This is a genomic window from Aestuariirhabdus litorea (assembly GCF_003864255.1).
GTDB lineage: Bacteria > Pseudomonadota > Gammaproteobacteria > Pseudomonadales > Aestuariirhabdaceae > Aestuariirhabdus > Aestuariirhabdus litorea.
In genome coordinates, this window is sequence record NZ_QWEZ01000001.1 from 328699 (window position 1) to 351510 (window position 22812).

Here is a 22812-nt window from a genome sequence, read left to right on the forward strand (position 1 = left end):
GATTAACGAACCTGGGGCAGCTGTCGGCAAGCGGGCTTGGCCATCAGCAACTGGGCGGTTGAGATGACCCGCTCCCGGAAGCCCCCTTCGCAGTAACAAAGATAAAACTCCCACATACGCACGAAGCGATCGTCAAAGCCGGCGTTGTGCACCTCGCTGAGCTGGGCAAAGAAGCGCTCGCGCCAGTGACGCAGGGTTTCGGCGTAGTCGAAGGTAATATCCTCGAGGCCGACCAGCTGCATATCGGTATGACGGCAAAGGTGATCGGTGATCACGCTGACCGAGGGGAGCGAGCCGCCGGGGAAGATGTACTTCTGGATAAAGTCCACCGACCCCAGGGCTTGTCGATAGCGCTGGTCGGCGATGGTGATGGCCTGGATCAGCCCGATCCCTTCAGGCTTCAGCAGCTGGCTGCAGCGGCTGAAGTAGTCGGGGTAGTAGTCGTGGCCGACCGCCTCGATCATCTCCACCGAGACCAGTTTGTCGTACTGACCCTCCAGCTTGCGATAGTCCTTCAGAAGCAGGGTGATGCGCTCCTCCAGCCCCTCGCGTTCTACCCAGTCACGGGCATAATGGTACTGCTCTTGTGACAGGGTGGTGGTGGTCACCCGGCAGCCAAAGTGTTTGGCCGCGTAGATGGCGAGCCCTCCCCATCCGGTACCGATCTCCAGCAGGTGATCCTGCTCCGACAGCTGCAGGCGTTCGCAGATGTGGCGTAACTTGTACTCGGCGGCGCTATCGAGATCCATCTCCGGGCTGGCAAAGATGGCGGAGGAGTAGATCATGTTGCGGTCGAGGAACAATGAAAAAAGCTCATTACTGAGATCGTAATGTGCGGCTATATTCTGTCGGGATCCCTTTAATGTGTTGGCCGTGATCCGGTGGTAGATCGATGAGAGGAGACGACGCAGCGGATTCCTTTGCTGGTCCATCGCTTGCAACATCTCCATATTAGCCACCATCAGGCGTACCACCTTGACCAGGTCGGGACTGCTCCAGGCCGCCTCCATATAAGCCTCGCCGGAGCCGACACTGCCATTGAGCAGTACCCGTCGGTAGAGCGAGGGGTGATGGACATGGATTACCGCATGAAGCGGCTCGGGGGATTCTGGGTCGCCATATTCATGGGTCCCTTCGCTATCGTGGACACTGAGACGACCGCGGCCGATGCGGGCCAGCAGGCGATGCACTGCTCGTCTGGCCAGGTTATCGCTCCAGTGGGCCTTGGACGGAAGGCTATAGGTTGCCTCCTCAATGCTGCAGCTTTTGGCTGATTCCATGGTGGGTGTCCTCTATTGTTCTTTGGTGTGTGGAGAGGGGGGATCGAAGGCGGGGGAGTCGCCGGGATGGGTGTACAGGGGTACTCCCTTGACCCACAGTTTGAGGGCCTGCCAGTAGATCCGCCAGGCAACCTGCAGGGTCATGAGTGGGAATCGCCACAGTACTCGGCGCATACTGGCCGCGGTTAGGGGCTGCCGTTCTAGGTGCATGCCGGCGCTGAATCGATGCTCATCCCCCAGCCAGTTCTGGATACTCAGGTAGAGTGAGTCGGCGGGCAGGCTGCTGTGCAGCCGGTAGCTCATCGCCATCGGCATAAACGGGGAGACGTGCATCGCCTTGTCGAAACTCGCCTGAAACGACTCGCCGCTGGCATCTGGCTGAAGGCAATAGTGAATGCGCTCTCCCCAGGGGGTGTTGGTGACCTCCGCCACCAGTGCCTTGAGGGTCCCTTGCGCGTCAAAGCAGTAGTAACAGCTGATGGGGTTGATCATGTAACCGAAATAACGCAGGTTGGTGAGCAGGCAGATCTCTCCGTCGGGACGTTCGCCCGTGTGCCGCTCAACGTAGTCCCTTACCGAGTCGGCCAGGGGGCCGGCTTCACCATCCCAGTAATCCTGGCGTCGGAAGCGGGCCGGCGCCCAGCGGCTACTCGACCACCAGCGGCTGCGGGAGAGGTCCTGCTCAAGCCGGTCTAGGTTAAGGTAGACCATAAAAATGCGGTAGTGGAAATCGTGGAGTTTGGGGGCAAAACGCCGATGGAAGAGTCGCCCCTCGTAAAGGGCGCTCTGTTGCGGCAGCTGAGGGCTCTGCTGCAGGCTCATAAGCTCTCCCCGCCAAGGGCTTGGGCGACCCTGAGCCCGCTGCTGACACCGTCTTCATGGAAGCCATTACCCCAGTAGGCGCCACAGAACCAGGTGCGCTGGACGCCATTGATGGAGCGCCACTGCTGCTGGGCATCGATGCCGGCAATGGAAAACTGGGGGTGGGCGTAGGTGTAGCGCCCCAGAATCTGCGTGGGATCAATGGTGCCGGTATCGTTGAGGGTGACGCAGAAGGTGGTCTCGGAGTCGATGCCCTGCAGGATGTTCATGTTGTAGGTGAGCACCGGCAGGTTATCCTGGTCCTGCGGACCCGCCTTCAGGCGGTAGTTCCAGCTGCTCCAGGTGGCCTGGTTGTGTGGCAACTGACGGGTGTCGGTGTGAAGAATTACCTCGTTATCCAGATAGGGGATCGCTCCCAGAATCTGCTTTTCCAGTGGGGATGGATCGGCCAGCAGCGCCAATGCCTGGTCACTGTGACTGGCGATGATCACCTGGTCGAAATGCGCTTCACCTTCCGCGTGGCGCAGGAGAACACCGTCGCTGCTTCGTGTAATGGAGGTCACGGGGCAGCTGAGGTGGATGCGGTCGCGGAAGCTGGCAATCAGTGGTGACAGGTAGGCACTGGACCCCCCCTTGATCACCCGCCACTGGGGGCGGTCGTTGATGTTGAGCAGGCCATGATTATTGAAAAAGCGCAGGAAGAAGAGCGCAGGGAAGTCGAGCATGTGCTGGCGGCCTGATGACCATATGGCTGCCCCCATGGGGATCAGGTAAAAATCCCGGAAGGCGCGGGAGTAGTCATGACTGTGCAGGTAGTCTCCCAGGCTGAGCTGTGAGGAGATTCGCCCCTCCAGCAGGTGGACTTTGGCCTCACGGTTGAAGCGCACAATGTCCCGCAGCATCCGCCAATGGTCGAGCCTCAGCAGGTTGCGGCGCTGGGCAAAGAGGGTGTTGAAGCTGTTGCCGCTGTACTCGAGACCGGTCTGCTCACAGCTGACGCTGAAGCCCATTTCAGTGGCTTGGGAGTGGACACCAATGCGCTCCATGAGTCGGATAAAATGGGGGTAGGTCCAGTCGTTGTAGACAATAAAGCCGGTGTCGATGGCATAGTCACGATTGCCGACCGAAACGTTCATGGTGGCGGTATGGCCACCGATGCGGGAGGCGCCTTCAAAGAGGGTGATCTCATGCTCCTGGTGAAGCAGGTAGGCGGCGGTCAGTCCGGAAATACCGGTTCCTACAATGGCAATGCGCATCAGATGGAGTTCTCTCGTGTCAGCTTGGGACCGATCCAGCGGTACCAAAGGGTGGGCAATTTGTTCGCTAGCCACAGGGGTAGCCAGAGCCGTTTGGGGAAAATAACCGTACGCTGCCGGCGGCTGACAGCCTGGATGATGCGCTGAGCGGCCTCATCGGCACCCATCATGAAGGGCATCGGGAAGTCATTATTGGCGGTCAGTGGGGTGCGGATAAAACCGGGCCTCACCACCGTGACATCGATGCCCCGGTGGCTCAGGTCCAGTCGCAGGGCGTCAAGCAGGTAATGCAAAGCCGCCTTGGAGGCGCCGTAGGCTTCGGCTCGGGGAAGCCCTACCTCGGTGGAGAGGCTGGAAAGGCCAACAATTTGCGGGCGACCGGAGGCCGCACTGAGTAGAGGCAGGCAGGCGCTAATACTATTGACGGCAGTGAAAAAGTTGCCCCGCATCACCCGCTCGAAGAGGGCTGGCTCCCAGTCGATACCGTCTACGTATTCACAGCAACCGGCGCTCATCAGCAACAGGTCGAGATGATCGGTGACCCCCTTCAGGGCCTGCTGGAGCTGCCGGGAAGCGTTCTCATCGCCGAGGTCAAGGGGCAGCGGGTGAATGCGAGCCGGGTCCGCTTGCTGGAGATGTGACAGACGGTGGCTGTCACGCCCCACGGCGATGACAAAGTTGCCCGCCCGTGCCAGCTGCAGTGCCAATTCACGTCCAATGCCGGAGCTGGCACCGGTTACCAGTACGGTTTTATCAGTGATGGACTCTTTCATGGACGTGTGCTCCCGCGCAGCAGGCGCTGGTTGAGGGATCGAACGGCCCAACCCAACAGGGGCAGGTGTTGATAGAGCATGGCCCCCATATCATAGAAATCCTCGTGAAAGAGTACCCGGTCATCAAAACGGATGTGGGTAACCCCGTTAAGGCTGAGGGCTTGCCCCCCCTTTATACGGGGGTGAGCGTAGTGCATGGTCCAGTGGAAGTAGGCGCAGCTGGCGTTGACCATTTCGTGCAGGAATTCGAAGCGACAGTGGGTGAGGTCGCGACTTAATTCCTCGAAATAGAGTTGCACCGCTTCAAGCCCATCGAGCTGGTGGAGTGGGTCACGAAAGTGCATGTCGACGGCATAAAGCTCGCCGAGTGACTCGACTGACTGCTGGTCAAAGTCGCTGTAATAGTCTTTGAAGCGCTGGATAATCGGTGGGTTCAACCGTTCTCTCCTTCAGAAAAGTGGCGCTGGGTACAGCCGCCCGTTGCACAGGTATACGTTCACTTTTCGGGAACGGATCAACCCGGGCCGGGGCAATGGATCTGTTCTTTTTTTAGATGGTGTGATCCACGCGCTGTTATTGGTCGTACAGTCAGTCAAAGGTTCCAGCTTCAACCCACAGCTTAGTTAACCATAGCTTAGTAAGAGTACCCCAAGTATCCAGCTGCCAACGGAGAGATGAACAGGTTATCATGACAGTTGTTTCCATACACAAGGGTCGGGCCAAGCGCGTGAGCACCCAAGAGTTCGCAGAGGATATCGAGCACTGGAGCCAGCTGTTGCAGCGGGTAGGTGAGTCGAGGGATAGAGATGCTTTTGTACAGCTGTTCAACCACTTTGCACCCTCCATCAAAGGGTACTTTCTCTCCCTGGGCAAAGGCGTTGCTCCGGAGCTGGTGGATGACATGGTGCAGGAGGCGATGATTAAAGTGTGGAACAAGGCCCCCCAGTTTGACTCCAGGCGCGCCGCTGCCTCCACCTGGATTTACACCATCGCTCGTAACACCCGTATCGATCTACTGCGTCGTAAAGGTCGTCATAGCGTAGAGGAACCGCTGCTCGCGGATGATGTCTGGCCCGATTGCGAAACCTCCGAGCCTTTATCACAACTGCAGCAAGCGCGCTCCGTTGAGCGGGTTAACCAGGCCCTGCAATCCCTGCCCCGTGAGCAAGCCAACATTCTTGCTATGGTCTATCGCGAGGGTAAGTGCCACAGCGAAATTGCCGCTGAGTTGGAACTGCCATTGGGAACCGTGAAATCGCGGATTCGCCTGGCACTCGTAAAATTAAACACTCTTTTTAGCCGGTCACCCTTATGATTAAGCAACACCCTTCAACTGACCTGTTAGCCGAATACGCCGCCGGATGCCTGCCCTGGGCTCACGCTATCTGTGTGACGACCCATATCCATTATTGTGGCCGCTGTAGAGAGCAGGTTGACCAGCTCAACCAACTGGGCGCCGACCTGATGGAGGCGTCTGCGGGGGCCTCCTCGGTCGACCTCCCGGTTGATCACGGACTACTCGATCGGGTGTTGGGGGCGATTGATACCCCCCCTGCCAGTGAGCCCTCTCCAACGGTCTACCATCGTCCGGTCACGGGTGCCCGGTCACGGGCTGACCTTCCCCCCATCGTTGATCGCCTGATCAGCAATCAGGGGGTTAACTGGAAACGGGTTTCCAGTGGCCTAAAGGTAGCGCGCTTGCAGGCGGGTGATGACAACCATGAAGTGGCGCTGCACAAAATCTGCGCCGGTGCCAAGGTGGCTCACCATGACCATCGGGCCACCGAGGTAACCGTGGTGCTGCGCGGCAGTTTCTCCGACGAAGACGGTGTCTATGCGGTGGGGGATTTCCTGCTGAGAGAACCCGGAGAGCCTCACCGTCCGATGGCGGCGCAGAACCAGGATTGCCTCTGCCTATCGGCCCAGCAGGCACCTATTCGGCTAACGGGCCCCTGGCGCTGGATTAACCCTTTCCTGCGCATCCAGCCGGGCTGATGGCCCCTGTCCCGGCTCGCGACCCTTACCTCAGAGAGAGCTTTGCGCCGTCATGATCGCCTCGCGGTGCTCCTGATAGGCTGGGCTCATTATTGCGTTGTCGAGCCTGTCGAGCAGAGTTGGGAGGTTTGGGTAGTCCTTCTTGACGCCAATATGGAAGGGTATTTTGCTGTTGGGAATAAACTCGACCGGCCTGATGGCCATGCTCTCCTGATAACCATGTTTGCGTGCATAATGGCTAGCCTGGATCGCATTCATTACACAAAAGTCAGCCGTCTTGCGCAGCAGAATCAGGTGCAGAGCGGTTTCCTGGCTGGTGGCATACACGCGGTTAATAAAGGCTGGGATGTTATCCGTCTCCCAGGAGGATCCACGCTCTGCTGCCATCCTCAGTGACGCGAGATCCTCAAAGGAGGTGGCTGCTTCTAAGCGTTCGGCTTCAGGCCCCTGACGGCGATAGACCAGGTAGCCATAACTCCATATAAACAGGGGGTGGCGACAAAAAACGGCGAACTCTTTTCGCTCATCGGATGGGTAGGTGCAAAGGGCGTCAGCAGCCCCCTGTTTGACCAGCGCCTGTGCTCGGGCCCAGGGATGAAGGGAGAGCTGGTAATTCACTTCAGGCACCTGCTCGATGAGGGTGTAGAGCAGCTCCGGCAGGAGACCACGTACCTGCTGTTGATCATCCAGGTAACTGATGGGATGACCCTTGGAAGCTCCCACAAAGCGCAGGGTTTGCACAAGGCGGTCGGCTTCGCTATGAAAGCTGGCTCCTGCCGCCCCCAGCAGTGTGTACTGTAGAAAGTGTCGGCGCGAAATCATGGTCACCAGGTTTCCAGCCCTAAACGTGGATTATAGCAAATAACATTAGCACTCTCTGGCCCTGACGCGGCAACCGCAACGGGCCAGATCGCAGAAATGTGACCTCAGGCTGACATTGCCCGCCTGCTGCCGGCGATAAACAGCAAGGCGATCGTCACCTCCAGCAGCAAGAGCATCAGCAGCTCGCTGGAGAGGCCGCCCAGGCTGAACAGGCTGAACAGGCGAAACAGGGCAAGCAGGGAGGAGAATAGGGCGCTCATCAGAAGGGCCCCGGGCAGGCAGCGGGCAATCGCGCTACAACCGATCATGGCCACCCCGAGCCCGCACTGCAGACCGCCATAGACGGTGAAAAACTCCGCACGGCCACTGGCGGAGAGTGAGCCGTAACCTAGAAACGCGGCTGCCTGCTCCGGGGCGAACGCACACCAGAGTCCAGACAGGAGGTAGAGCAGTCCGATACTGCGCAGCAGCCTCATTTCAGATGACGCCCTCCATCCAGGTGCAGGGTACGGCCGGTGACGTAGCGGCTCTCCATCAGGTAGGTGACGGCGTGAAGCACCTCCGCCTCGCCTGGCTCACGGGGTAACAGCGCCTTGGCCAGGGTGTGCTCCCGATAGTCGTCGCTGTCTCCCTCATTGAACAAAATCAGGGAGGGGGCGATGCTGTTGACCTTCACTTGCGGCGCCAGCAAACGGGCAAAGGAGCGGCTGAGGTTTTCGGAGGCCGCCTTGCTGGCTGAGTAGGCGATGTGGTGTTTGCTGCCCTTGTCGACGGCAAAATCGGTAATGTGAATGATGTCGGCCACCGAATCGGGGCAGTTACGCAGTAGCGGAGCCAGGGCCAGGTTGAGCTGGTAGGGGGCGTAGGCATGCACCCGCATCATGCGCTCCATCACCTGTTCGGGCGACAGCTCCGACTGCCCCTCGGCGATCCAGTCGGAGGCGTTGTGGATGATGCCCCGCAGAGCCGGGTGGTAGCGCTGCAGGGAGTCGATCAGCCGATGTACATGGTCGCTCTCGCAGAAGTCGCAGTGGTAGAGCTGTACCCCCATCGCTTCCAGCTCACCCAGTGCCGGCTGCTGGCGTCGATAGGTGCCGATCACTTCAACACCCTGCTCACGCAGGGATCGGGCGATGAAGAGGCCGATGCGCTTGGCGGCGCCGGTGATTAGGACTGGTGCACTCATGCCGTTCCCCCTAGCGTAGAAATTCGGCGCGTGTTTGTGGGTTGCTTTTAAAGCTGCCACCGAGGGCTGTGGTCTCGGTAAAGGAGTTGGCATCCATGATGCCGCGCGCCTTCACGCAGTAATGGGTGGCGTTGATGGAGACAGCTACGTCATCGGTTTCCAGCAGGGTTTGTAGCGCCACCAGTATCTGCTGGGTCAACCGCTCCTGCACCTGCGGGCGCTGGGCAAAAAAGCGAACGATGCGGTTGAGTTTGGACAGGCCGATAATCTTCTGGTCTGGCAGGTAGGCAACCTTGGCAGCCCCGTCGATGGTGATGAAGTGGTGTTCACAGGTGCTGGTCATGCGAATTTCGCTCACCTTTACCATTTCGTCCACCCCCATTTTATTGTCGATCACGGAGATGCTGGGGAAGTGTTGGTAATCCAGCCCGACAAAGAGATCGTCCAGGTACATGCGCGCGATTCGGTGCGGTGTCTCCTGCAGGCTGTCATCGCTCAGGTCAAGACCCAGGGTAGAGACCACCTCGGTCATTAAGCCTTTGATGCGTTCGTATTTCTGTTCACGGCTGAGACCGGTTTCCAGTAACGGAGTTTCCAGCCCTTTTTCAATCAACATCTCCCGGACCCGGGTGGCTTCTGCAGAGATCATTGGCGTTTCCTGATGTTAGTTAGGACGAGTGTTCACAGCACTGAATACGCGCTCGAGCCAGCAATGGATCATTTAATTGTTGGGCTGGTGCCGGGCTGCAATGGCGGGAAGGGGATCGTCACTGATCCAAATGGAGCGTCTGTTCGTAAACTGGTCAGTGGTATCGGCCCTTGGGCCTAACGTGGGAGACTCTGCGATGGAGACAAACAAGCGACTGATGTACGGGCTGGGTGGGCTGGGATTGATCCCTTTTCTGGTTTGCCTGCTGGCTGCCAGTAGTGGCGCGGAGTGGCTGGGGGTTGATCCGGTGGCCTGGTTTATCGCCTATGGCGCTGTGATACTGAGCTTCCTCGGCGGCATCCTGTGGGGGAGGGCTCTCGCCTGTGACGAGCCGAGGCTGGTCGCTCCACTGTTGTTGCTCAGCAACCTGTTCGCCTTGCTGGCCTGGCTGGGCTTGCTGTTGCGCTGGTACGAGGCCTCATTGCTGGTATTGAGTGCGGGCTTTGTGATGGTGTTGTGGACTGAGCTGCGTTTTGCCCCCCCATCATCCACCCAGCGCCTCAGGAGCTATTTGACCCTGCGCTACTGGTTAACCGGGTCGGTGCTGGGGCTGCATCTGCTGCTGTTATGGCAATACCGCTAGCGGAGGGCCAATATGCATAACCCGATTGAGTTGAGCATCTATTTCGATAGCCGCTGCCCGCTCTGCGTAATCGAGATGCGGGCCCTCAAAGCCCGTGACACTGCGGGGCGCATCCTGCTGGTGGATATCCATGCGGAGGGGTTCAGTGAGCACCACCCGCAGGTAGACGCCACACGAGCCAGTGAAATCCTCCATGGTATCAAGGCCGACGGCACCCTGTTACTGGGGCTGGATGTCAGCGCTTATGCCTGGTCCCTGGTAGGACGCAAGCCCTGGTTACGCTGGCTGCGCCGCTGGCCCCTGCGAGGGCCCAGCAACCTGGCCTATAAGCTGTTCGCCCGTTATCGCTACGGCATTTCGCGCTGGCTGACGGGCCGTGCCTACTGCGGGGTGTGTGAGCAGTCCGTTTGCCCGAGCGCTTCCAGGCGCTCCGCCAGCAGGGAAAGGTAGGGCCTCATCCAGCCGAGGGGCGCCGACCGCCGTGAAGGCCTCCCGCCACGGCATTATGGACGGATACCCTTGCGGTGGCCCCAGCGGTCAGATCAGCAGGAGCGCACCCAGGCCGAGAAACACAAAGAAGCCGACCACATCGGTGACGGTGGTGAGAATCACCGACCCCGAGAGGGCCGGGTCGATCTTCAGGTGGTCCAGCACCATGGGCACCATGACCCCGGAAAAGGCGGCTGCCACAATATTGACCGCAATGGCGATGGCAATCACCAGCCCGATCAAGGGGCTGGAGAACCAGACCGATGCGATCACAGCGATCACAAGGGCCCAGATGAGGCCATTGACGCCGGCAATGCCCAGCTCCTTCTTCAGAAGAGAAACCAGATTGCCCCGGGAAACCTGTTTTAGTGCTAGGCCTCGAATCATCAGGGTCAGGGTTTGGCTTCCGGCGATGCCGCCCATGGAGGCGACGACCGGCATCAGCACCGCGAGCGCAACTACCTGTTGCAAGGTGGCTTCGAATAGACCGATGGTCCAGGAGGCGAGAAAGGCGGTCAGCAGGTTGATGCCCAGCCAGGTGGCGCGGCGACGAGAGCTGCGCAACACCGGAGCGAACAGGTCTTCCTCCTCATTCATACCCGCCCGCGCCATCAGCAGGTTTTCAAAGTGGCTCTGTTGCAGCACCATCGCGTCGTGGAGCGTGACTCGACCCAGTAGGCGATTTTGCTCGTCGACCACCGGCAGCGCCATGGCACCGGACTCTTGCACCGCAGTGGCGGCGGCATAGAGTTCGGCCTCTCCCGAGAGGGGCTCTGCGTCCTCGTCAATCTGGGTGCTGAGGTGGATATGGCCGGGAAGCGTGAACAGCTGGCTGGTGCTGACGGTACCCTGAAAACGCCCCGAGCGGTCAAACAGGTAGATGCTGTCGGTGTAGGGGGGGAGGGGGCGTCGCAGCAGGCGGTCGGCATCCTGCACCCGGGCGGCGGCCGGCAGCATCAGCAGGTTATGATCCACGTAGCGGCCGATCTGCTCTTCGTTGTACTGCAGCGAGCGTTCAAAATACTCCCGCTGCTCGGCATCCATGTGCTCGAGAGCGTCTTCCACCACGGACTGGGGAAGTGAGTCCCCGATCTCAATCAGGTCCTGGGCATCCAGCTGCCCGATCAGTCGCTCCAGCTGCTCGGGGCTCAGCGCGCGGATGATGCTGTTGCGGGCATCACCCCGCATCTCGATCAGGATGGCGGCCTGCTCCTCGCTCGGAATCGAGTGCCAGCGCAGCATCCGCTCATCGATCGGCATCGCCTCCAGCAGCAGGGCCAGGCGGGTTTCACCAAACTCTTCGAGTACCTCGTCCATGACCGCCGGTTTGTCGGTTTCGGGGGTGTGGCTAAAGCGGTCGATGGTCTCGTTCAATTCTTCGCTCAACGTGGACTTCCTTGGGGTCAGAAACGGCCGCTGGGCTCCCCTTCGCGCAAAGGACGGCTAAGGGGGCTGCAGGCGCGGATGTGAAAGGCAAGCGGCGGGGCCGCTCGCCTGGGCAGTGCCCACAACGGCCCCACGGACGATGGAGGAGTGTGGGCCCGGTTTCTAATGACTCAGGCGGCGGGCAACCTCTTTCAGCGCATTGGATAGCTGAACCAGGTGCTCGCTGGTTTCAGCAGTGTGTTGCGCGTTTTTACTGTTTTTCGATGCAATTGAGGTTATCTCCGTGATGTTGCGGGTGATCTCCTCCGATACGGAGCTTTGCTCCTCGGCGGCAGTGGCGATCTGGGTGTTCATGTCGCTGATCGCATCGGCCAGCTGCTGCCCACCCCAGAGGGAGGTTAGTACCAGCAGTAACATACCGCTGACGATGCCGGCACAGGCCTTGGCCAGAAGGGAGCGCTTAATCCAGTTCATGTGGGGTAACTCCGTTACACAGGGAACTGTATGAGTGTAGATCAGGGGTGTATCGGCTGGGGAGGCTTATTTCTTGAAGTCACAGCCCCGTATACGGGGGCTGTCGCCCTTTAGGCGGCCTGATTGGATTTGCGCAGGTATTCGATAAAGAGAGGGTCGGGAACGGGTTTGCAGTAGTAGTATCCCTGCCCCTCCTGGCAGCCGTGCTGGATCAGGTAGGTTTCGTGGGCGGCGGTTTCCACCCCTTCGGCAATCACCTGTAGCTCAAGGCTTTCGCCAAGCTGGATGATCGCTCGAACGATAGAGGAGTCATCGTGGCTATCGGTAATCTCCTGCACAAAGCTCTTGTCGATCTTGATCTTGTCGAAGGGCAGCTGTTTGAGGTAGCTGAGGGAGGAGTAGCCGGTACCAAAGTCATCCAACGCCAGCAGGACACCCGATTTCTTGATCGCTTTGAGCGCCGTCGCCGCCGCCTGCAGGTCCTCCATGATGCCGGTTTCGGTCATCTCCAGCTCCAGGGTCTGGGGAGGTAGCTGGTGCTTGCTCAGCGTCCTTACCACCAGGTCCGTGAGGTCGGTCTGCTTGAGCTGAACCGCCGACAGGTTGACCGCCATGCGCAACTCCGGAAAGCCCATGCCATGCCAGACCTTGAGCTGGGCGCAGGCGCGGTCGAGTACCCACTCGCCAATCGCGATGATCAGGTCGCTCTTTTCAGCCAGCGGAATAAAAATCTCGGGGGAGATCCAGCCCTGCTCAGGGTGTTCCCATCGCAGCAGCGCTTCGGCGCCTGCCACCTGGCCCGTACGAAAGTCGATCTGGGGCTGATAAACCAGCTGCAATTGGTCCATCGCCAGTGCCTCGGACAACTCCCGCTCGAGGCGTTTGCGCTCGCGGATTTCGTTGTCGACGCTGGCAACGTAAAACTGGTAGCGGTTGCCGCGGGTCTTGGCCAGGGTCATGGTCTGCTCCGCCTTCTGCAGCAGTTTTTCCGGGTGTCTGGCGTCGGCGGGGAAGAGCGCGATCCCGAGGGTGGCGTCGAGAGTGATCGGTTGCCCATCGACCACAAAGGGCTCCTGCAGCTCCGCGAGGATACTCTGGGCCAGCTCGGCGGCTTCGTAGGGCTGCTGCAGTTTGTCCTGAATAATGGCGAACTGGTCCCCCCCCAGCCGCCCTACCGCGCGGACCGGAATCTGCTGGTTACGCAGGCGGTCTGCCAGGCTCATCAGCAGGTAGTCGCCGATCTTGTAGGTATGCTGTTCGTTGATGCTTTTGAAGTCGTTGATTCCGCAACAGAGCACCGCCGCCAACTGCCCGCGCTGCTCGGCCTCGGGAAGGATGCGTTGCAGCTGCTTTTGCAGCATGATGCGGTTGGGAAGACCGGTGAGAAAATCGTACTGGGCCAAACGGAGTACGTGGGCTTCGGCTCGTTGGCGCTTGGAGTTGTTACGCTCAATCGACTCCAGTAACTGGTTGATGGTGCGGACCCAAAGCCCCAGCTCGTTGCGCTCATTGCCTTCGATCATGGGGACCTTAACATCGCCCGGCTGATCCGGGTTGATGTGGGCGAGGCTGGTTGCGATCTGGATCAGGGGGCGGGTGACCAGCCAGGTGAAGATCAGGTAGAGCACGAAGGCCATCGCCATGGCGCGCAGGATACCCGAGGTAAAGATGATTACCGCGCGGTCCACAAAGGCAGTCCCGTAGGAGGCGGTGTCGAGGGTAATCTGCAGGTCGCCGTAGTATTCGTTGTAGGGGAGCTTGCCGTAAAGGCTGACCCGGTAGTTGCGCTCGGGCTGGAACACCCGGTCGGTGAGCCAGCGGTAGGGCTCCTCCTGCAGGGGACGGCGTTTGGAGGCCAACACCTCTTCGTTGGGGTGGCCAATGGCGGCGAAGCGTACGGAGTGGTCCTCGAACAGCCCCTCCACGACCTGCTCGGCCATCTCGCGGTCGAGGCTGTAAACCGCCTGAATGGCAGGGTCCCGCACCATCGCCAGTACACTCTGGGCGCGCTCATCGATCTCCTGCTGTGAGTTGACGGCGTCCATAGCAATCTGCGCCGCGCTCAGGATAGTGCCGACGAGGCAGGCAGAGGCGAGCACAACCCGCAATAGTTTGAGGGACAGGCGGTCCCGCTTTTCGATCAACAAAATGGCTCCTTATCTCAGGACGCACCCCGGCGTACGCCCTCTTCCGTGCGCAAAAGCAGTCCACGAGTATCGGAAATCTGACGCTGGCGGTCAAAATTAATTTCCAGCGGGGGAGCGCTCAAGGCGTGGTATCCCTGGGTGGCTCAGGCTATGATGGGCACCGCATCTCCACACCGGACCGGTCGCTATGAATCCTGTGATTACCGCCGATGATATGCGCTTTGACGCCGAGCATATCTGGCACCCCTACACCTCCATGAAAAACCGTTACCCCCAGTTCCCCGTAGTGGCGGCCGAGGGGGTCATGTTGACCCTGGGGGACGGTCGCCAGCTGATCGACGGCATGTCCTCCTGGTGGTCGGCCATCCATGGCTATAATCACCCGCACCTCAACGCCGCCATCAAGCAGCAGACCGCCTGTATGTCCCACGTGATGTTCGGCGGACTGACCCACAAACCGGCCATCGAGCTGGCTCGGCGGCTGTTGAGCATGGTGCCCGAAGCCCTGCAGCAGGTCTTTTTTGCTGACTCCGGCTCGGTGTCGGTGGAGGTGGCCATCAAGATGGCCATCCAGTACTGGCACGCCCTCGGCAAACCTGAGAAGAACCGCTTGCTGACCATCCGCCACGGCTACCACGGTGATACCTTCGGCGCCATGGCGACCTGTGACCCGGTAAACGGCATGCACGAGCTGTTTAGCGGGGTGCTGGCGCAGCATCTTTTTGCTCCAGCCCCCGACTGTGGCTACGACGAGGAGTGGGATGAGAACGACATCAAACCGCTGCGGGAGCTGCTGGAACGCCACCACCAGGAGATCGCCGCGCTGATCATGGAACCTGTGGTGCAGGGGGCGGGGGGGATGCGCTTTTACTCTCCCCACTACGTGCGCCGCGCCCGCGAGTTGTGTGACCAGTTTGGTGTGCTGCTGATCCTTGATGAGATCGCCACCGGTTTTGGCCGCACCGGCAGTCTCTTCGCCTGCCAGCAGGCGGGCATATCACCGGATATCCTCTGCCTGGGCAAGGCCCTGACCGGGGGCTACATGACCCTTGCCGCCACCCTTTGCACTCAGCAGGTGAGTGATGCGATCTCCGCAGAGGGGGTGTTTATGCATGGCCCCACCTTTATGGCCAACCCCCTGGCCTGCGCGGTGGCCAACGCCAGCCTTGAAATTCTCGAAACCGGAAGCTGGCGCAGCCAGGTGACGGAGATCGAAATGGGCTTGCGGCGCGGTTTGGCGCCCTGCCGGGCGCTGCCTTCGGTCGCTGATGTACGGGTGATGGGCGCGATCGGGGTGGTGGAGCTGAAGGAGCCGGTCGATATGGCGCAGATCCAGCCCCGCTTTGTGGAGCAGGGTGTCTGGGTCCGGCCCTTCGGCAAGCTGGTGTACGTGATGCCGCCCTATATAATGAACGCCGATCAGGTAGATCGCCTGACCTCGGGTATCTACCGCGTACTGACCGCCAAGTAACGACCGTTCTGCCACCTTTACCGTTCTCTTTAAACCATGACTCTATGGAGTGTTCGCCATGCGTGATATCCAGGTGCTTTACCAAGCCCACCTTCAACAGCTGTTGAGCGAAACCGGCCCGCTGCTGGAGAGCCTGGGATACCAGGGGCTGCTGGTGGCCTCCGGTTCGCCCAGGCCCTGTTTTCTCGATGACCATGACTACCCCTTCGTGGTGAATCCCCATTTCAAGCGATGGCTGCCGCTGACCGACAACCCCCACTGCTACCTGTTGCTGCGGGTGGGGGAGCGCCCCCGCCTGCTCTACCATCAACCCCGTGATTACTGGCACGCAGCGGCCGGGGCTGCTGAGGGGTACTGGGTCGACAGTTTTGATATAGAACCGGTTGCCGATGCCGAAGCTGCCCTCAAGACGCTGGCGGGCTGGGACCTGCATGGGGTCGCCTGCATCGCCGAGGCGCCAGAGCCTGCGGCTGAGCTGCCGGGAGTAGCGACCAACCCCCCTGCGCTGATGGCAGCACTGCACTACGCACGGGCCTGCAAGAGTGAATATGAGCTGCATTGCCTGCGCGAGGCCAACCGTATTGCTGCCAAAGGGCACCGGGCTGCGCGCGATGCCTTTTTTGGGGGCGACTCGGAGCTTGAGGTGCACCTGCGTTATCTGGCGGCCTGCGGGCATACCGAGGCCCAGAGCCCCTACGGCAATATCGTTGCCTTTAACCAGAATGCCGCCATTTTGCACAACGACCGTTATGGGGTGAAGCCCCCTGCTCAGCGCCATTCGTTCCTGATCGATGCGGGTGCCACCTTTGAGGGCTATATCGCCGACATCACCCGCACCTATGCGGCCCGCGAAGGGCTCTTTGCTGACCTGGTGGCGCGTATGGACCAGGAACAGCAGGGGATCGCGTCCGAGGTAAAAGCCGGGGTCGAGTTCGTGGCCCTGCATGAACGCATGCACCAGCGGCTGGCGGCGGTACTGAGCGACAGTGGTATCCTCAACTGCGATGCCGATACCGCCTTTGGCGAGGGGATTACCCGACTCTTCTTTCCCCACGGGCTGGGTCACCTGATCGGCCTGCAAACCCACGATGTAGGCGGGTGGCAGATCAACGCCGCCGGCGATCGCTGTCCACCCCACTCCGACTACCCGGCGCTGCGCCTGCAGCGCACCCTGCAGGAGCGGATGGCGGTGACCATTGAGCCGGGGCTCTATTTTATCGACCAGCTGCTCGAGCCTCAGCGGGAAAATCCGCACCTTAACTGGCCCTTGATCGACACCCTGCGTCCCTGTGGTGGAATCCGTATCGAAGATACCCTGGTGGCGTTGCCGGGGGGGGCGGAAAACCTGACGCGTCCTGCTTTTACCGCCCTCGACTGAGTATTAGGGGATCGCCTGCGCCGGCTTGCCGGTGCGGTGGCGTTCGGTGGTAGAATCGATGGGCAGCCGCAGGCTGCCCACCTCGACCAAGCCAGAAAGGAGAGTGCCCGGTGATCAAAGTGTTGTTTTTCGCCCGTTATGCCGAAGAGCTGGGGTTACGTGAACTGGAGTGGCCCCTGGAGGGCGAGCTTCGGGTGGCGCAGCTGCTGGAAGCGTTGCAGGCGCGGGGTGAGCGTTGGCAGGCGGTGCTCGACAACCCCAACCTGATTGTGTCGGTCAACCAGGAGGTGGTCAGTGCTCAGGCACCGCTCCACAGTGGCGATGAGGTTGCCCTGTTTCCACCGGTGACCGGTGGCTAGGGATAACCGGGTAACTTGTTTGCGATCAATAGCACCACTGCAGTAGTTACGGCATACTGCGGCTTGCGTACGAGATCTACCACCAGATTTTAAGGAACAATCCAGCATGAAGCAGCACGGTAATGTAGTCGATTTTATCCCCCTCAGCATCGCGGTCCTGACGGTGAGTGACACCCGTAATGAAGAGACCGACACCAGCGGTGGCTTTCTGGCTGGAGCGGTTCAGGAGGCAGGGCATAAGCTGGCGGACAAGCGGATTGTAAAGGATGATGTGTACCAGATCCGTGCGGTGCTGTCGCAGTGGATCGCCGATGAGTCGGTGCAGGCCGTGGTGGTGACCGGTGGAACCGGGTTTACCGCCCGTGACAGCACCCCCGAGGCGGTGAAGGTACTGTTCGACAAGGAGGTGGAGGGCTACGGTGAACTGTTCCGCCAGCTCTCCTATCAGGAGATCGGCACCTCTACGGTTCAGTCCCGGGCCTTTGCCGGCATGGCCAACCGCACCGTTATTTTTTGCATGCCGGGCTCTTCCGGCGCCTGCCGGACCGCCTGGAACGGCATTATTCGCGAACAGCTGGACTCCCGTCATCGCCCCTGCAACTTTGTTGCCGAGCTGTCGGTTCCCCAGGAGGTGATCGACACGGCCTGCGGTAGCCGCTCATGAGTTGTTGCAGCGCTCCTGGCCTGATGCCGGTGAGCGAGGCGCTGGAGCGGATGCTGGCTCAGGCCGTTCGTCTCACCGATGTCGAATGGATTGCTACCGAACAGGCGTTGGGACGGGTACTGGCTGAAACCCAGTGCTCCCCCGTGGCGGTGCCGCCGCTGGATAACAGCGCGATGGACGGCTACGCGCTGCGTTGGGCGGACCTGGATCCCGAGCAAGCCGTGCGGCTGCCGATCTCGTTGAGGGTGCCCGCCGGAGCGGCTCCGTCGGAGCTGCAGGCAGGGAGTGCGGCGCGTATCTTCACCGGCGCCCCCATTCCCGCCAATGCGGATCTGGTGGTGATGCAGGAGGATACCCGGGATGATCCGCAGGGGGTTGAGTTTCCCCCCCAGTCGTCCCTCAAGCCGGGGCAGCATATACGGCCGGCCGGGCAGGATATCGCCCGCGGCCAGTCGGTGCTGGAGGCCGGTACCCGGTTGCGGGCCCAGGAGTTGGGTATTCTGGCCTCCATCGGCGTGGCCCGGGTGCCGGTGATTAGGCGTTTGCGGGTGGCGGTACTGTCGACGGGGGATGAGCTGGTCGAACCGGGTCAGGAACCGGCCCCCGGGCAAATCTTCAACTCCAACCGTTACACCCTGGCGGGGTTGGTCGCGCAGTTGGGGATGGAGTTTGTCGACCTGGGTATCGTCGAGGATACTGCTGAGGCCACTGAAAAAGCGCTGTTGGCCGCTGCCGAGCAGGCCGATGTGGTGATCAGCAGTGGCGGTGTCTCGGTGGGCGAGGAGGATCACGTCAAGGCGACGGTGGAAAAGCTGGGACAACTCAAACTCTGGAAGCTGGCGATCAAGCCGGGTAAGCCGCTGGCGTTTGGCGAGGTGGCGGGGGTTCCCTTTATCGGCCTGCCCGGCAATCCCACCTCGGTCTTCGTTACCTTCCACATAGCGGCCCGGGCCTTTCTGCTGAAAATGCAGGGGGTCAGTGAGCTGGCCTGCCGGAGTTACCGCCTGCCGGCGGCCTTTGCCCGACCGCGCCCGGCTCATCGCCAGGAGTACCTGCGGGTGCGAGCCGAGGTCGATGCCCAGGGGGGGATGCGCCTGGCCTGTTTCGACAACCAGAGCTCGGGTGTACTGTTTTCTGCGGTTTGGGGCACGGGCCTGGCCGTTGTGCCCAGTGACACCGTGGTGGAGGAGGGGGACCTGGTAGAATACCTCCCCTTCGCGGAGCTGGCTGGCGGGTGATTGACGCAAGTGAGCATAAAAAAAGCAGCCAGGGGGCTGCTTTTTTTATGGAGTTTGAAGTGAGCTAGCGGGTGCCGAATACCACCATGGTTTTACCCTTGACCGACACCAGTCCCTGTTCCTCCAGGGTTTTGAGCACGCGTCCCACCATTTCGCGGGAGCAGCCCACGATGCGACCGATCTCCTGGCGGGTGATCTTGATCTGCATGCCGTCGGGGTGGGTCATGGCGTCGGGCTGCTTGCACAGGTCCAGCAGTGTGCGGGCCACACGGCCGGTAACGTCCAGAAATGCCAGGTCACCTACCTTGCGGGTGGTGTTGCGCAGCCGGTTGGCCATCTGGGCACCGATCTCGAAAAGCATGTCCGGGAACTGGGAGGAGAACTCGCGGAACTTGTTGTAGCTGATCTCAGCCACTTCGCACTCGGTCTTGGCGCGCACCCAGGCGCTCCGCGACCCTTCCTCGTCAAGGAACAGGCCCATCTCTCCAAAGAAATCGCCGGCGTTGAGGTAAGCGATGATGATCTCACGGCCGTCGTCATCTTCGATCAGGATCGTCACCGACCCCTTGATGATGTAGTAGAGGGAGTCGCTGTTGTCTCCCGCGTAGATCAGCGTGCTCTTGGCGCTGTAGCGACGGCGGTGACAAAGCGAGATGAAGGTGTCGAGACCCTTGATCTGCTTGGGGGGCGTAATTGTAACCATCTCTGTTCCCGCACTGGTTTTGTTGGTATTACGAATGAGCCCATTATGGCGGGAATGGGCAGGGAGTACCAGTTTTCACGCCAGGCATAGAGTCATCTTATGACAGGCATCCACTTTTGGGCTGGGTTGGCTGGAAAAATGGGCTGCGATGCGGGTGGGCAGCCTGCGGGGTTGGTGATACTCTGCCTGCTCCCAGTCATAGACAGAGTGTGAGAAGTACAGCATGCAAGTAGAGGTTAAGTGGTTAAAAGAGCGCCAGTTTGAAGGGGTTTCCGGCAGCGGTTCCCGTGTGCTGATCGATGGTGCCCGGGAGGACAATCAGGGGGTACGACCGCTGGAGATGTTGTTGCTGGGGGTGGGAGGTTGCTCCTCCTACGATGTGATCGGCATGTTGGAGAAGGCGCGCCAGCAGGTTACCGGTTGCCGGGTTGAAATCAGCGCGGAACGTGCGGATGCGGTGCCGGCGGTGTTCACCCGGATCCACCTCCATTTTGTGGTCACAGGTCAGGGCCTCAAGGACAACCAGGTCAAGCGGGCGGTCGAGTTGTCGGCCGAGAAGTACTGCTCGGCCTCCATTATGCTGGCGGCGGGCGGGGTCGAGATCAGCCATGATTACCAGGTGGTCGAGGCTTAATCCCGGTTTCCGGTCCCCGGCGGACAGTTAAATCCGGTAGGAGCTGGCGGTCATCGCCCGGGAGACGAGGGTCATCAACTGGCGAACGGGGGCCGGGAACTGGGCGCCGCCCGCTTCCATGGCCATCTGCTCATGCTCGGCCTCATCGGCTTTCATCTGCTCAATAATGGCTCGGCTGCGGGTGTCGTGGGTAGGCAGCTGCTCAAGATGGGACTCCAGGTGGGCGCACACCTGGTGCTCGGTGGCGGCTACGAAGCCCAGGCTCCACTTGTCCCCCAGCGCGCCTGCCATGGCGCCAATCGAAAATGAGGTGGCATACCAGAGTGGATTCAGCAGGCTGGTGTGGCTACCCAGTTGGTCGAGGCGCTGCTCGCACCAGACAAGGTGGTCAATCTCTTCGCGGGCGGCCCGGTTCATCGACTCGCGCACATCGGGCAGTTTAGCTGTCAGGGCCTGCCCCTGGTAAAGGGCCTGGGCGCAAACTTCGCCGGCGTGGTTGACCCGCATTAACCCCGCCACGTGACGCTTCTCTTCATCGCTGAGCCGGGCTTCCTCCAGGCCGCTGGCGGGGGAGGGGCGCTCGGCGGTATTGGCGGCAGGGCTGAGGGTGCGAACCACCTGATCGACACCGATCAATAGTTGGTCGATGGCGCTGTAATGTCGTTTGCTGCTCATAATGGGTCACCGGATTATCCTGTGGCTTATGGTACCCTTATTTGGGCTTGGGAAACATACGCCGGCTTCGGCGGACAGGGGGTAAAGTGCAGGCACAGGTACGTGATCTTGAGGTGATGCTCGATGCCGGGGCAGGGTTACTGGTGATCGAGAGTCCCGATGAGCCCCAGGTGTTGCAATTGATGACCCGGCTGGCGCTGGCGCGGTCCCTGCCGCTGTTTTGCTGGTCGGTGGCCGACGGATTACGCAGCCTCGGCTTCGGCGAACGCGTGGACAGCCAGCAATACACCGAGCCCGAGCCGCTGTTGCGGCACATCAGGGGGTATAGCGGGGGCGGCCTGTTCGTCCTCTGCGATTTTCACCCCTACCTCAAGGATGAGCCCCTCAATACCCGCCTGCTCAAGGAGATCGCCATGGGGGAGGCGCAACCGCGTAGCACGGTGGTGCTGCTGAGCCACGCCTTCAGCCTGCCGGACGAGCTAACGCACTACGCCGCCCGTTTCGAACTGGGTATGCCCTCCGATGACCAGCTGCTGGGTATTATCCGTGAAGAGGCCCAGCAGTGGTCCGCCAGTAACCGTAACAAGCGGGTTAAAACCGACAGTCGCAGCCTCAACCAGCTGGTGGAGCACCTCAAGGGGCTCAGCTGGGGTGAAGCACGGAAGTTGGCCCGCAACGCGATCGTCAATGATGGTGCGATTGATGCCACTGATGTGGAGATGGTCCAGCGTGACAAGTTTACCCTGATGAATCGGGACGATGTCCTGATCTACGAGTTTGATACGGCCCGTTTCGCCGATGTCGGCGGGCTGGAAGCCTTTAAAGCCTGGTTGTCCCAGCGCCAGCAGGCATTTCTTGAGCCGGGACCGGAGCTGGACAGCCCCAAAGGGGTGATGCTGTTGGGGGTGCAGGGGAGTGGCAAGAGCCTGGCGGCCAAGGCGGTGGCCGGAGTCTGGAACCTGCCGCTGCTGCGTCTCGATTTTGGGGTGCTTTACAATAAGTATTTCGGCGAGACCGAGCGTAACCTGCGCCGTGCCCTGCAGCTGGCAGAGGCGATGGCGCCCGCGGTATTGTGGGTCGATGAGATCGAGAAAAGCCTGGCCTCCGGGGATAACGACCAGGGCACCTCGAAACGGATTCTGGGCACCCTGCTGACCTGGATGGCCGAGCGAAAAAGCCGGGTGTTTTTGGTGGCCACCGCCAACGATATTACCCGTCTGCCTCCGGAGCTGATGCGAAAGGGGCGCATGGATGAGATCTTTTTTGTGGATCTTCCTTCGGCAGCGGTACGCGAGGCCATCTTCTCCATTCACTTGCAGAAGCGGGGACAGGAGCCGGATCGCTTCGACCTTGGCCGGCTGGCCGGGCTCTGTGAGGGGTTTTCCGGTGCGGAGCTTGAACAGCTGGTGGTGTCCGCACTCTATCGAGTGCAAAGCAGCGGTGGCCTGTTGAGCCAGGAACAACTGGAGCAGGCGGTGCTCAGTACCCAACCCCTGGCCGTGGTGATGGCCGAGGAGATCGACTCACTGCGGGCCTGGGCGAGGGAGCGGACCGTACCCGCTCATTAGAAGGGGTTCAGGTAGTCGGATTGGGCATCAACAGCTCGTGTCCGACCACCTCGTCCATTCGTTGGTAGGGGATCCGGTAGAGCTCTCCCTGATACTTCACCACAGCGTAGTCGAAGCACATCTTGATCACCGTGCAGTTGTGCACCTGCCGGCCGTCGGTGACGCGCACGATATTGTGGTTGTGCAGGGAGAGGGTCACG

26 protein-coding genes are annotated in these 22812 nt (G+C 60.5%); 11 read left to right on the plus strand and 15 right to left on the minus strand.

All coding sequences use genetic code 11. The features are described 5' to 3' along the window. Nucleotides 1-2: 2 nt before the first annotated feature. From D0544_RS01570 to D0544_RS01590, 5 genes are read right to left on the minus strand one after another with little or no spacing between them, the layout of a single operon-like run. Nucleotides 3-1280 carry an SAM-dependent methyltransferase gene (locus D0544_RS01570; RefSeq protein WP_125014183.1) on the minus strand — a complete coding sequence of 426 codons (1278 nt, stop codon included), beginning with the start codon at nt 1278-1280 and terminating at the stop codon, nt 3-5. Nucleotides 1281-1292: 12 nt separating this feature from the next. After that, the gene (locus D0544_RS01575; RefSeq protein ID WP_125014185.1) at nt 1293-2102 is read right to left on the minus strand and encodes a DUF1365 domain-containing protein; all 810 of its coding nucleotides are present in this window, start codon (nt 2100-2102) and stop codon (nt 1293-1295) included. Then, nucleotides 2099-3358 (minus strand): NAD(P)/FAD-dependent oxidoreductase, encoded by a 1260-nt coding sequence (locus tag D0544_RS01580; protein ID WP_125014187.1) that lies wholly within the window; start codon nt 3356-3358, stop codon nt 2099-2101. Before D0544_RS01580 ends, D0544_RS01575 begins: the two co-directional genes overlap by 4 nt. Beyond that, nucleotides 3358-4131, minus strand: coding sequence for an SDR family NAD(P)-dependent oxidoreductase (locus D0544_RS01585; RefSeq protein ID WP_125014189.1), 774 nt, complete (start codon nt 4129-4131; stop codon nt 3358-3360). Before D0544_RS01585 ends, D0544_RS01580 begins: the two co-directional genes overlap by 1 nt. After that, entirely contained in the window at nt 4128-4568 is a 441-nt protein-coding gene (locus D0544_RS01590) for a nuclear transport factor 2 family protein (RefSeq protein ID WP_125014191.1), read from the minus strand. The genes D0544_RS01585 and D0544_RS01590 overlap by 4 nt, the downstream gene beginning before the upstream one ends. Before the next feature lie 290 nt (nt 4569-4858). Between D0544_RS01590 and D0544_RS01595 the strand changes: the two genes are divergently transcribed. Beyond that, nucleotides 4859-5446, plus strand: a complete 588-nt coding sequence (locus D0544_RS01595; RefSeq protein ID WP_207905741.1) for a sigma-70 family RNA polymerase sigma factor — start codon at nt 4859-4861, stop codon at nt 5444-5446. Then, nucleotides 5443-6126, plus strand: coding sequence for a ChrR family anti-sigma-E factor (locus tag D0544_RS01600; RefSeq protein ID WP_125014195.1), 684 nt, complete (start codon nt 5443-5445; stop codon nt 6124-6126). The genes D0544_RS01595 and D0544_RS01600 overlap by 4 nt, the downstream gene beginning before the upstream one ends. 30 nt (nt 6127-6156) lie before the next feature. On the opposite strand, the gene D0544_RS01605 is transcribed toward D0544_RS01600, so the two are convergent. The 4 genes from D0544_RS01605 to folE all read right to left on the minus strand — a co-directional run bounded on the left by D0544_RS01605 (nt 6157) and on the right by folE (nt 8783). After that, nucleotides 6157-6954 (minus strand): substrate-binding periplasmic protein, encoded by a 798-nt coding sequence (locus D0544_RS01605; RefSeq protein WP_125014197.1) that lies wholly within the window; start codon nt 6952-6954, stop codon nt 6157-6159. A gap of 98 nt (nt 6955-7052) precedes the next feature. Further along, the gene (locus D0544_RS01610) at nt 7053-7424 is read right to left on the minus strand and encodes a hypothetical protein (protein ID WP_125014199.1); all 372 of its coding nucleotides are present in this window, start codon (nt 7422-7424) and stop codon (nt 7053-7055) included. Continuing rightward, nucleotides 7421-8134, minus strand: coding sequence for a dihydromonapterin reductase (gene folM / locus D0544_RS01615; protein WP_125014201.1), 714 nt, complete (start codon nt 8132-8134; stop codon nt 7421-7423). The genes D0544_RS01610 and folM overlap by 4 nt, the downstream gene beginning before the upstream one ends. A gap of 10 nt (nt 8135-8144) precedes the next feature. After that, a complete protein-coding gene (gene folE / locus D0544_RS01620; protein ID WP_125014203.1) occupies nt 8145-8783 on the minus strand; it encodes a GTP cyclohydrolase I FolE in 639 nt (212 codons plus the stop codon). 196 nt (nt 8784-8979) lie between these two features. Here folE and D0544_RS01625 point away from each other — a divergent pair, with 196 nt between their 5' ends. Beyond that, a complete protein-coding gene (locus D0544_RS01625; RefSeq protein WP_164880785.1) occupies nt 8980-9426 on the plus strand; it encodes a DUF3429 domain-containing protein in 447 nt (148 codons plus the stop codon). 12 nt (nt 9427-9438) lie between these two features. Beyond that, a complete protein-coding gene (locus tag D0544_RS01630) occupies nt 9439-9876 on the plus strand; it encodes a thiol-disulfide oxidoreductase DCC family protein (protein WP_125014207.1) in 438 nt (145 codons plus the stop codon). An 87-nt stretch (nt 9877-9963) separates the two neighbouring features. Here D0544_RS01630 and D0544_RS01635 read toward each other — a convergent pair whose 3' ends face one another. The 3 genes from D0544_RS01635 to D0544_RS01645 form a co-directional block, all read right to left on the minus strand. Beyond that, nucleotides 9964-11301: a magnesium transporter gene (locus tag D0544_RS01635; RefSeq protein WP_125014209.1), complete on the minus strand. Its 1338-nt coding sequence runs from the start codon at nt 11299-11301 to the stop codon at nt 9964-9966. A 162-nt stretch (nt 11302-11463) separates the two neighbouring features. Continuing rightward, nucleotides 11464-11775, minus strand: coding sequence for a hypothetical protein (locus D0544_RS01640; RefSeq protein ID WP_125014211.1), 312 nt, complete (start codon nt 11773-11775; stop codon nt 11464-11466). 110 nt (nt 11776-11885) lie between these two features. Further along, the gene (locus D0544_RS01645) at nt 11886-13922 is read right to left on the minus strand and encodes a putative bifunctional diguanylate cyclase/phosphodiesterase (protein WP_125014213.1); all 2037 of its coding nucleotides are present in this window, start codon (nt 13920-13922) and stop codon (nt 11886-11888) included. Nucleotides 13923-14109: 187 nt separating this feature from the next. Here D0544_RS01645 and bioA point away from each other — a divergent pair, with 187 nt between their 5' ends. The 5 genes from bioA to D0544_RS01670 all read left to right on the plus strand — a co-directional run bounded on the left by bioA (nt 14110) and on the right by D0544_RS01670 (nt 19032). Further along, nucleotides 14110-15393, plus strand: a complete 1284-nt coding sequence (bioA, locus tag D0544_RS01650; RefSeq protein WP_125014215.1) for an adenosylmethionine--8-amino-7-oxononanoate transaminase — start codon at nt 14110-14112, stop codon at nt 15391-15393. Between the two features lie 58 nt (nt 15394-15451). Further along, nucleotides 15452-16771 (plus strand): Xaa-Pro dipeptidase, encoded by a 1320-nt coding sequence (gene pepQ, locus D0544_RS01655; protein WP_125014217.1) that lies wholly within the window; start codon nt 15452-15454, stop codon nt 16769-16771. A gap of 110 nt (nt 16772-16881) precedes the next feature. After that, entirely contained in the window at nt 16882-17130 is a 249-nt protein-coding gene (gene moaD / locus D0544_RS01660) for a molybdopterin converting factor subunit 1 (protein ID WP_125014219.1), read from the plus strand. A 106-nt stretch (nt 17131-17236) separates the two neighbouring features. Next, nucleotides 17237-17794, plus strand: a complete 558-nt coding sequence (moaB, locus tag D0544_RS01665; RefSeq protein ID WP_125014221.1) for a molybdenum cofactor biosynthesis protein B — start codon at nt 17237-17239, stop codon at nt 17792-17794. Continuing rightward, a complete protein-coding gene (locus D0544_RS01670) occupies nt 17791-19032 on the plus strand; it encodes a molybdopterin molybdotransferase MoeA (RefSeq protein WP_207905742.1) in 1242 nt (413 codons plus the stop codon). Before moaB ends, D0544_RS01670 begins: the two co-directional genes overlap by 4 nt. Nucleotides 19033-19096: 64 nt before the next feature. On the opposite strand, the gene crp is transcribed toward D0544_RS01670, so the two are convergent. Further along, nucleotides 19097-19735: a cAMP-activated global transcriptional regulator CRP gene (crp, locus tag D0544_RS01675; RefSeq protein ID WP_125014223.1), complete on the minus strand. Its 639-nt coding sequence runs from the start codon at nt 19733-19735 to the stop codon at nt 19097-19099. A 223-nt stretch (nt 19736-19958) separates the two neighbouring features. Between crp and D0544_RS01680 the strand changes: the two genes are divergently transcribed. Then, a complete protein-coding gene (locus D0544_RS01680; protein ID WP_125014225.1) occupies nt 19959-20369 on the plus strand; it encodes an OsmC family protein in 411 nt (136 codons plus the stop codon). A 27-nt stretch (nt 20370-20396) separates the two neighbouring features. Here D0544_RS01680 and coq7 read toward each other — a convergent pair whose 3' ends face one another. After that, nucleotides 20397-21044: a 2-polyprenyl-3-methyl-6-methoxy-1,4-benzoquinone monooxygenase gene (coq7, locus tag D0544_RS01685; protein WP_125014227.1), complete on the minus strand. Its 648-nt coding sequence runs from the start codon at nt 21042-21044 to the stop codon at nt 20397-20399. Nucleotides 21045-21130: 86 nt separating this feature from the next. On the opposite strand from coq7, the gene D0544_RS01690 reads away from it, so the two are divergent. Beyond that, nucleotides 21131-22612 (plus strand): AAA family ATPase, encoded by a 1482-nt coding sequence (locus D0544_RS01690; protein ID WP_125014229.1) that lies wholly within the window; start codon nt 21131-21133, stop codon nt 22610-22612. A gap of 7 nt (nt 22613-22619) precedes the next feature. Here the strand turns inward: D0544_RS01690 and D0544_RS01695 are convergent, their stop codons facing one another. After that, a complete protein-coding gene (locus D0544_RS01695; protein ID WP_125014231.1) occupies nt 22620-22811 on the minus strand; it encodes a hypothetical protein in 192 nt (63 codons plus the stop codon). Nucleotide 22812 lies beyond the last annotated feature (1 nt).

What these genes read in the sequence shown, in the direction of transcription:
- D0544_RS01570 (WP_125014183.1), bottom strand. Translation starts at nt 1,280, where the DNA reads ATGGAATCAGCCAAAAGCTGCAGCATTGAGGAGGCAACCTATAGCCTT.
- D0544_RS01575 (WP_125014185.1), bottom strand. Translation starts at nt 2,102, where the DNA reads ATGAGCCTGCAGCAGAGCCCTCAGCTGCCGCAACAGAGCGCCCTTTAC.
- D0544_RS01580 (WP_125014187.1), bottom strand. Translation starts at nt 3,358, where the DNA reads ATGCGCATTGCCATTGTAGGAACCGGTATTTCCGGACTGACCGCCGCC.
- D0544_RS01585 (WP_125014189.1), bottom strand. Translation starts at nt 4,131, where the DNA reads ATGAAAGAGTCCATCACTGATAAAACCGTACTGGTAACCGGTGCCAGC.
- D0544_RS01600 (WP_125014195.1), top strand. Translation starts at nt 5,443, where the DNA reads ATGATTAAGCAACACCCTTCAACTGACCTGTTAGCCGAATACGCCGCC.
- D0544_RS01610 (WP_125014199.1), bottom strand. Translation starts at nt 7,424, where the DNA reads ATGAGGCTGCTGCGCAGTATCGGACTGCTCTACCTCCTGTCTGGACTC.
- folM (WP_125014201.1), bottom strand. Translation starts at nt 8,134, where the DNA reads ATGAGTGCACCAGTCCTAATCACCGGCGCCGCCAAGCGCATCGGCCTC.
- folE (WP_125014203.1), bottom strand. Translation starts at nt 8,783, where the DNA reads ATGATCTCTGCAGAAGCCACCCGGGTCCGGGAGATGTTGATTGAAAAA.
- D0544_RS01625 (WP_164880785.1), top strand. Translation starts at nt 8,980, where the DNA reads ATGGAGACAAACAAGCGACTGATGTACGGGCTGGGTGGGCTGGGATTG.
- D0544_RS01630 (WP_125014207.1), top strand. Translation starts at nt 9,439, where the DNA reads ATGCATAACCCGATTGAGTTGAGCATCTATTTCGATAGCCGCTGCCCG.
- D0544_RS01640 (WP_125014211.1), bottom strand. Translation starts at nt 11,775, where the DNA reads ATGAACTGGATTAAGCGCTCCCTTCTGGCCAAGGCCTGTGCCGGCATC.
- bioA (WP_125014215.1), top strand. Translation starts at nt 14,110, where the DNA reads ATGAATCCTGTGATTACCGCCGATGATATGCGCTTTGACGCCGAGCAT.
- pepQ (WP_125014217.1), top strand. Translation starts at nt 15,452, where the DNA reads ATGCGTGATATCCAGGTGCTTTACCAAGCCCACCTTCAACAGCTGTTG.
- moaB (WP_125014221.1), top strand. Translation starts at nt 17,237, where the DNA reads ATGAAGCAGCACGGTAATGTAGTCGATTTTATCCCCCTCAGCATCGCG.
- D0544_RS01670 (WP_207905742.1), top strand. Translation starts at nt 17,791, where the DNA reads ATGAGTTGTTGCAGCGCTCCTGGCCTGATGCCGGTGAGCGAGGCGCTG.
- crp (WP_125014223.1), bottom strand. Translation starts at nt 19,735, where the DNA reads ATGGTTACAATTACGCCCCCCAAGCAGATCAAGGGTCTCGACACCTTC.
- D0544_RS01680 (WP_125014225.1), top strand. Translation starts at nt 19,959, where the DNA reads ATGCAAGTAGAGGTTAAGTGGTTAAAAGAGCGCCAGTTTGAAGGGGTT.
- coq7 (WP_125014227.1), bottom strand. Translation starts at nt 21,044, where the DNA reads ATGAGCAGCAAACGACATTACAGCGCCATCGACCAACTATTGATCGGT.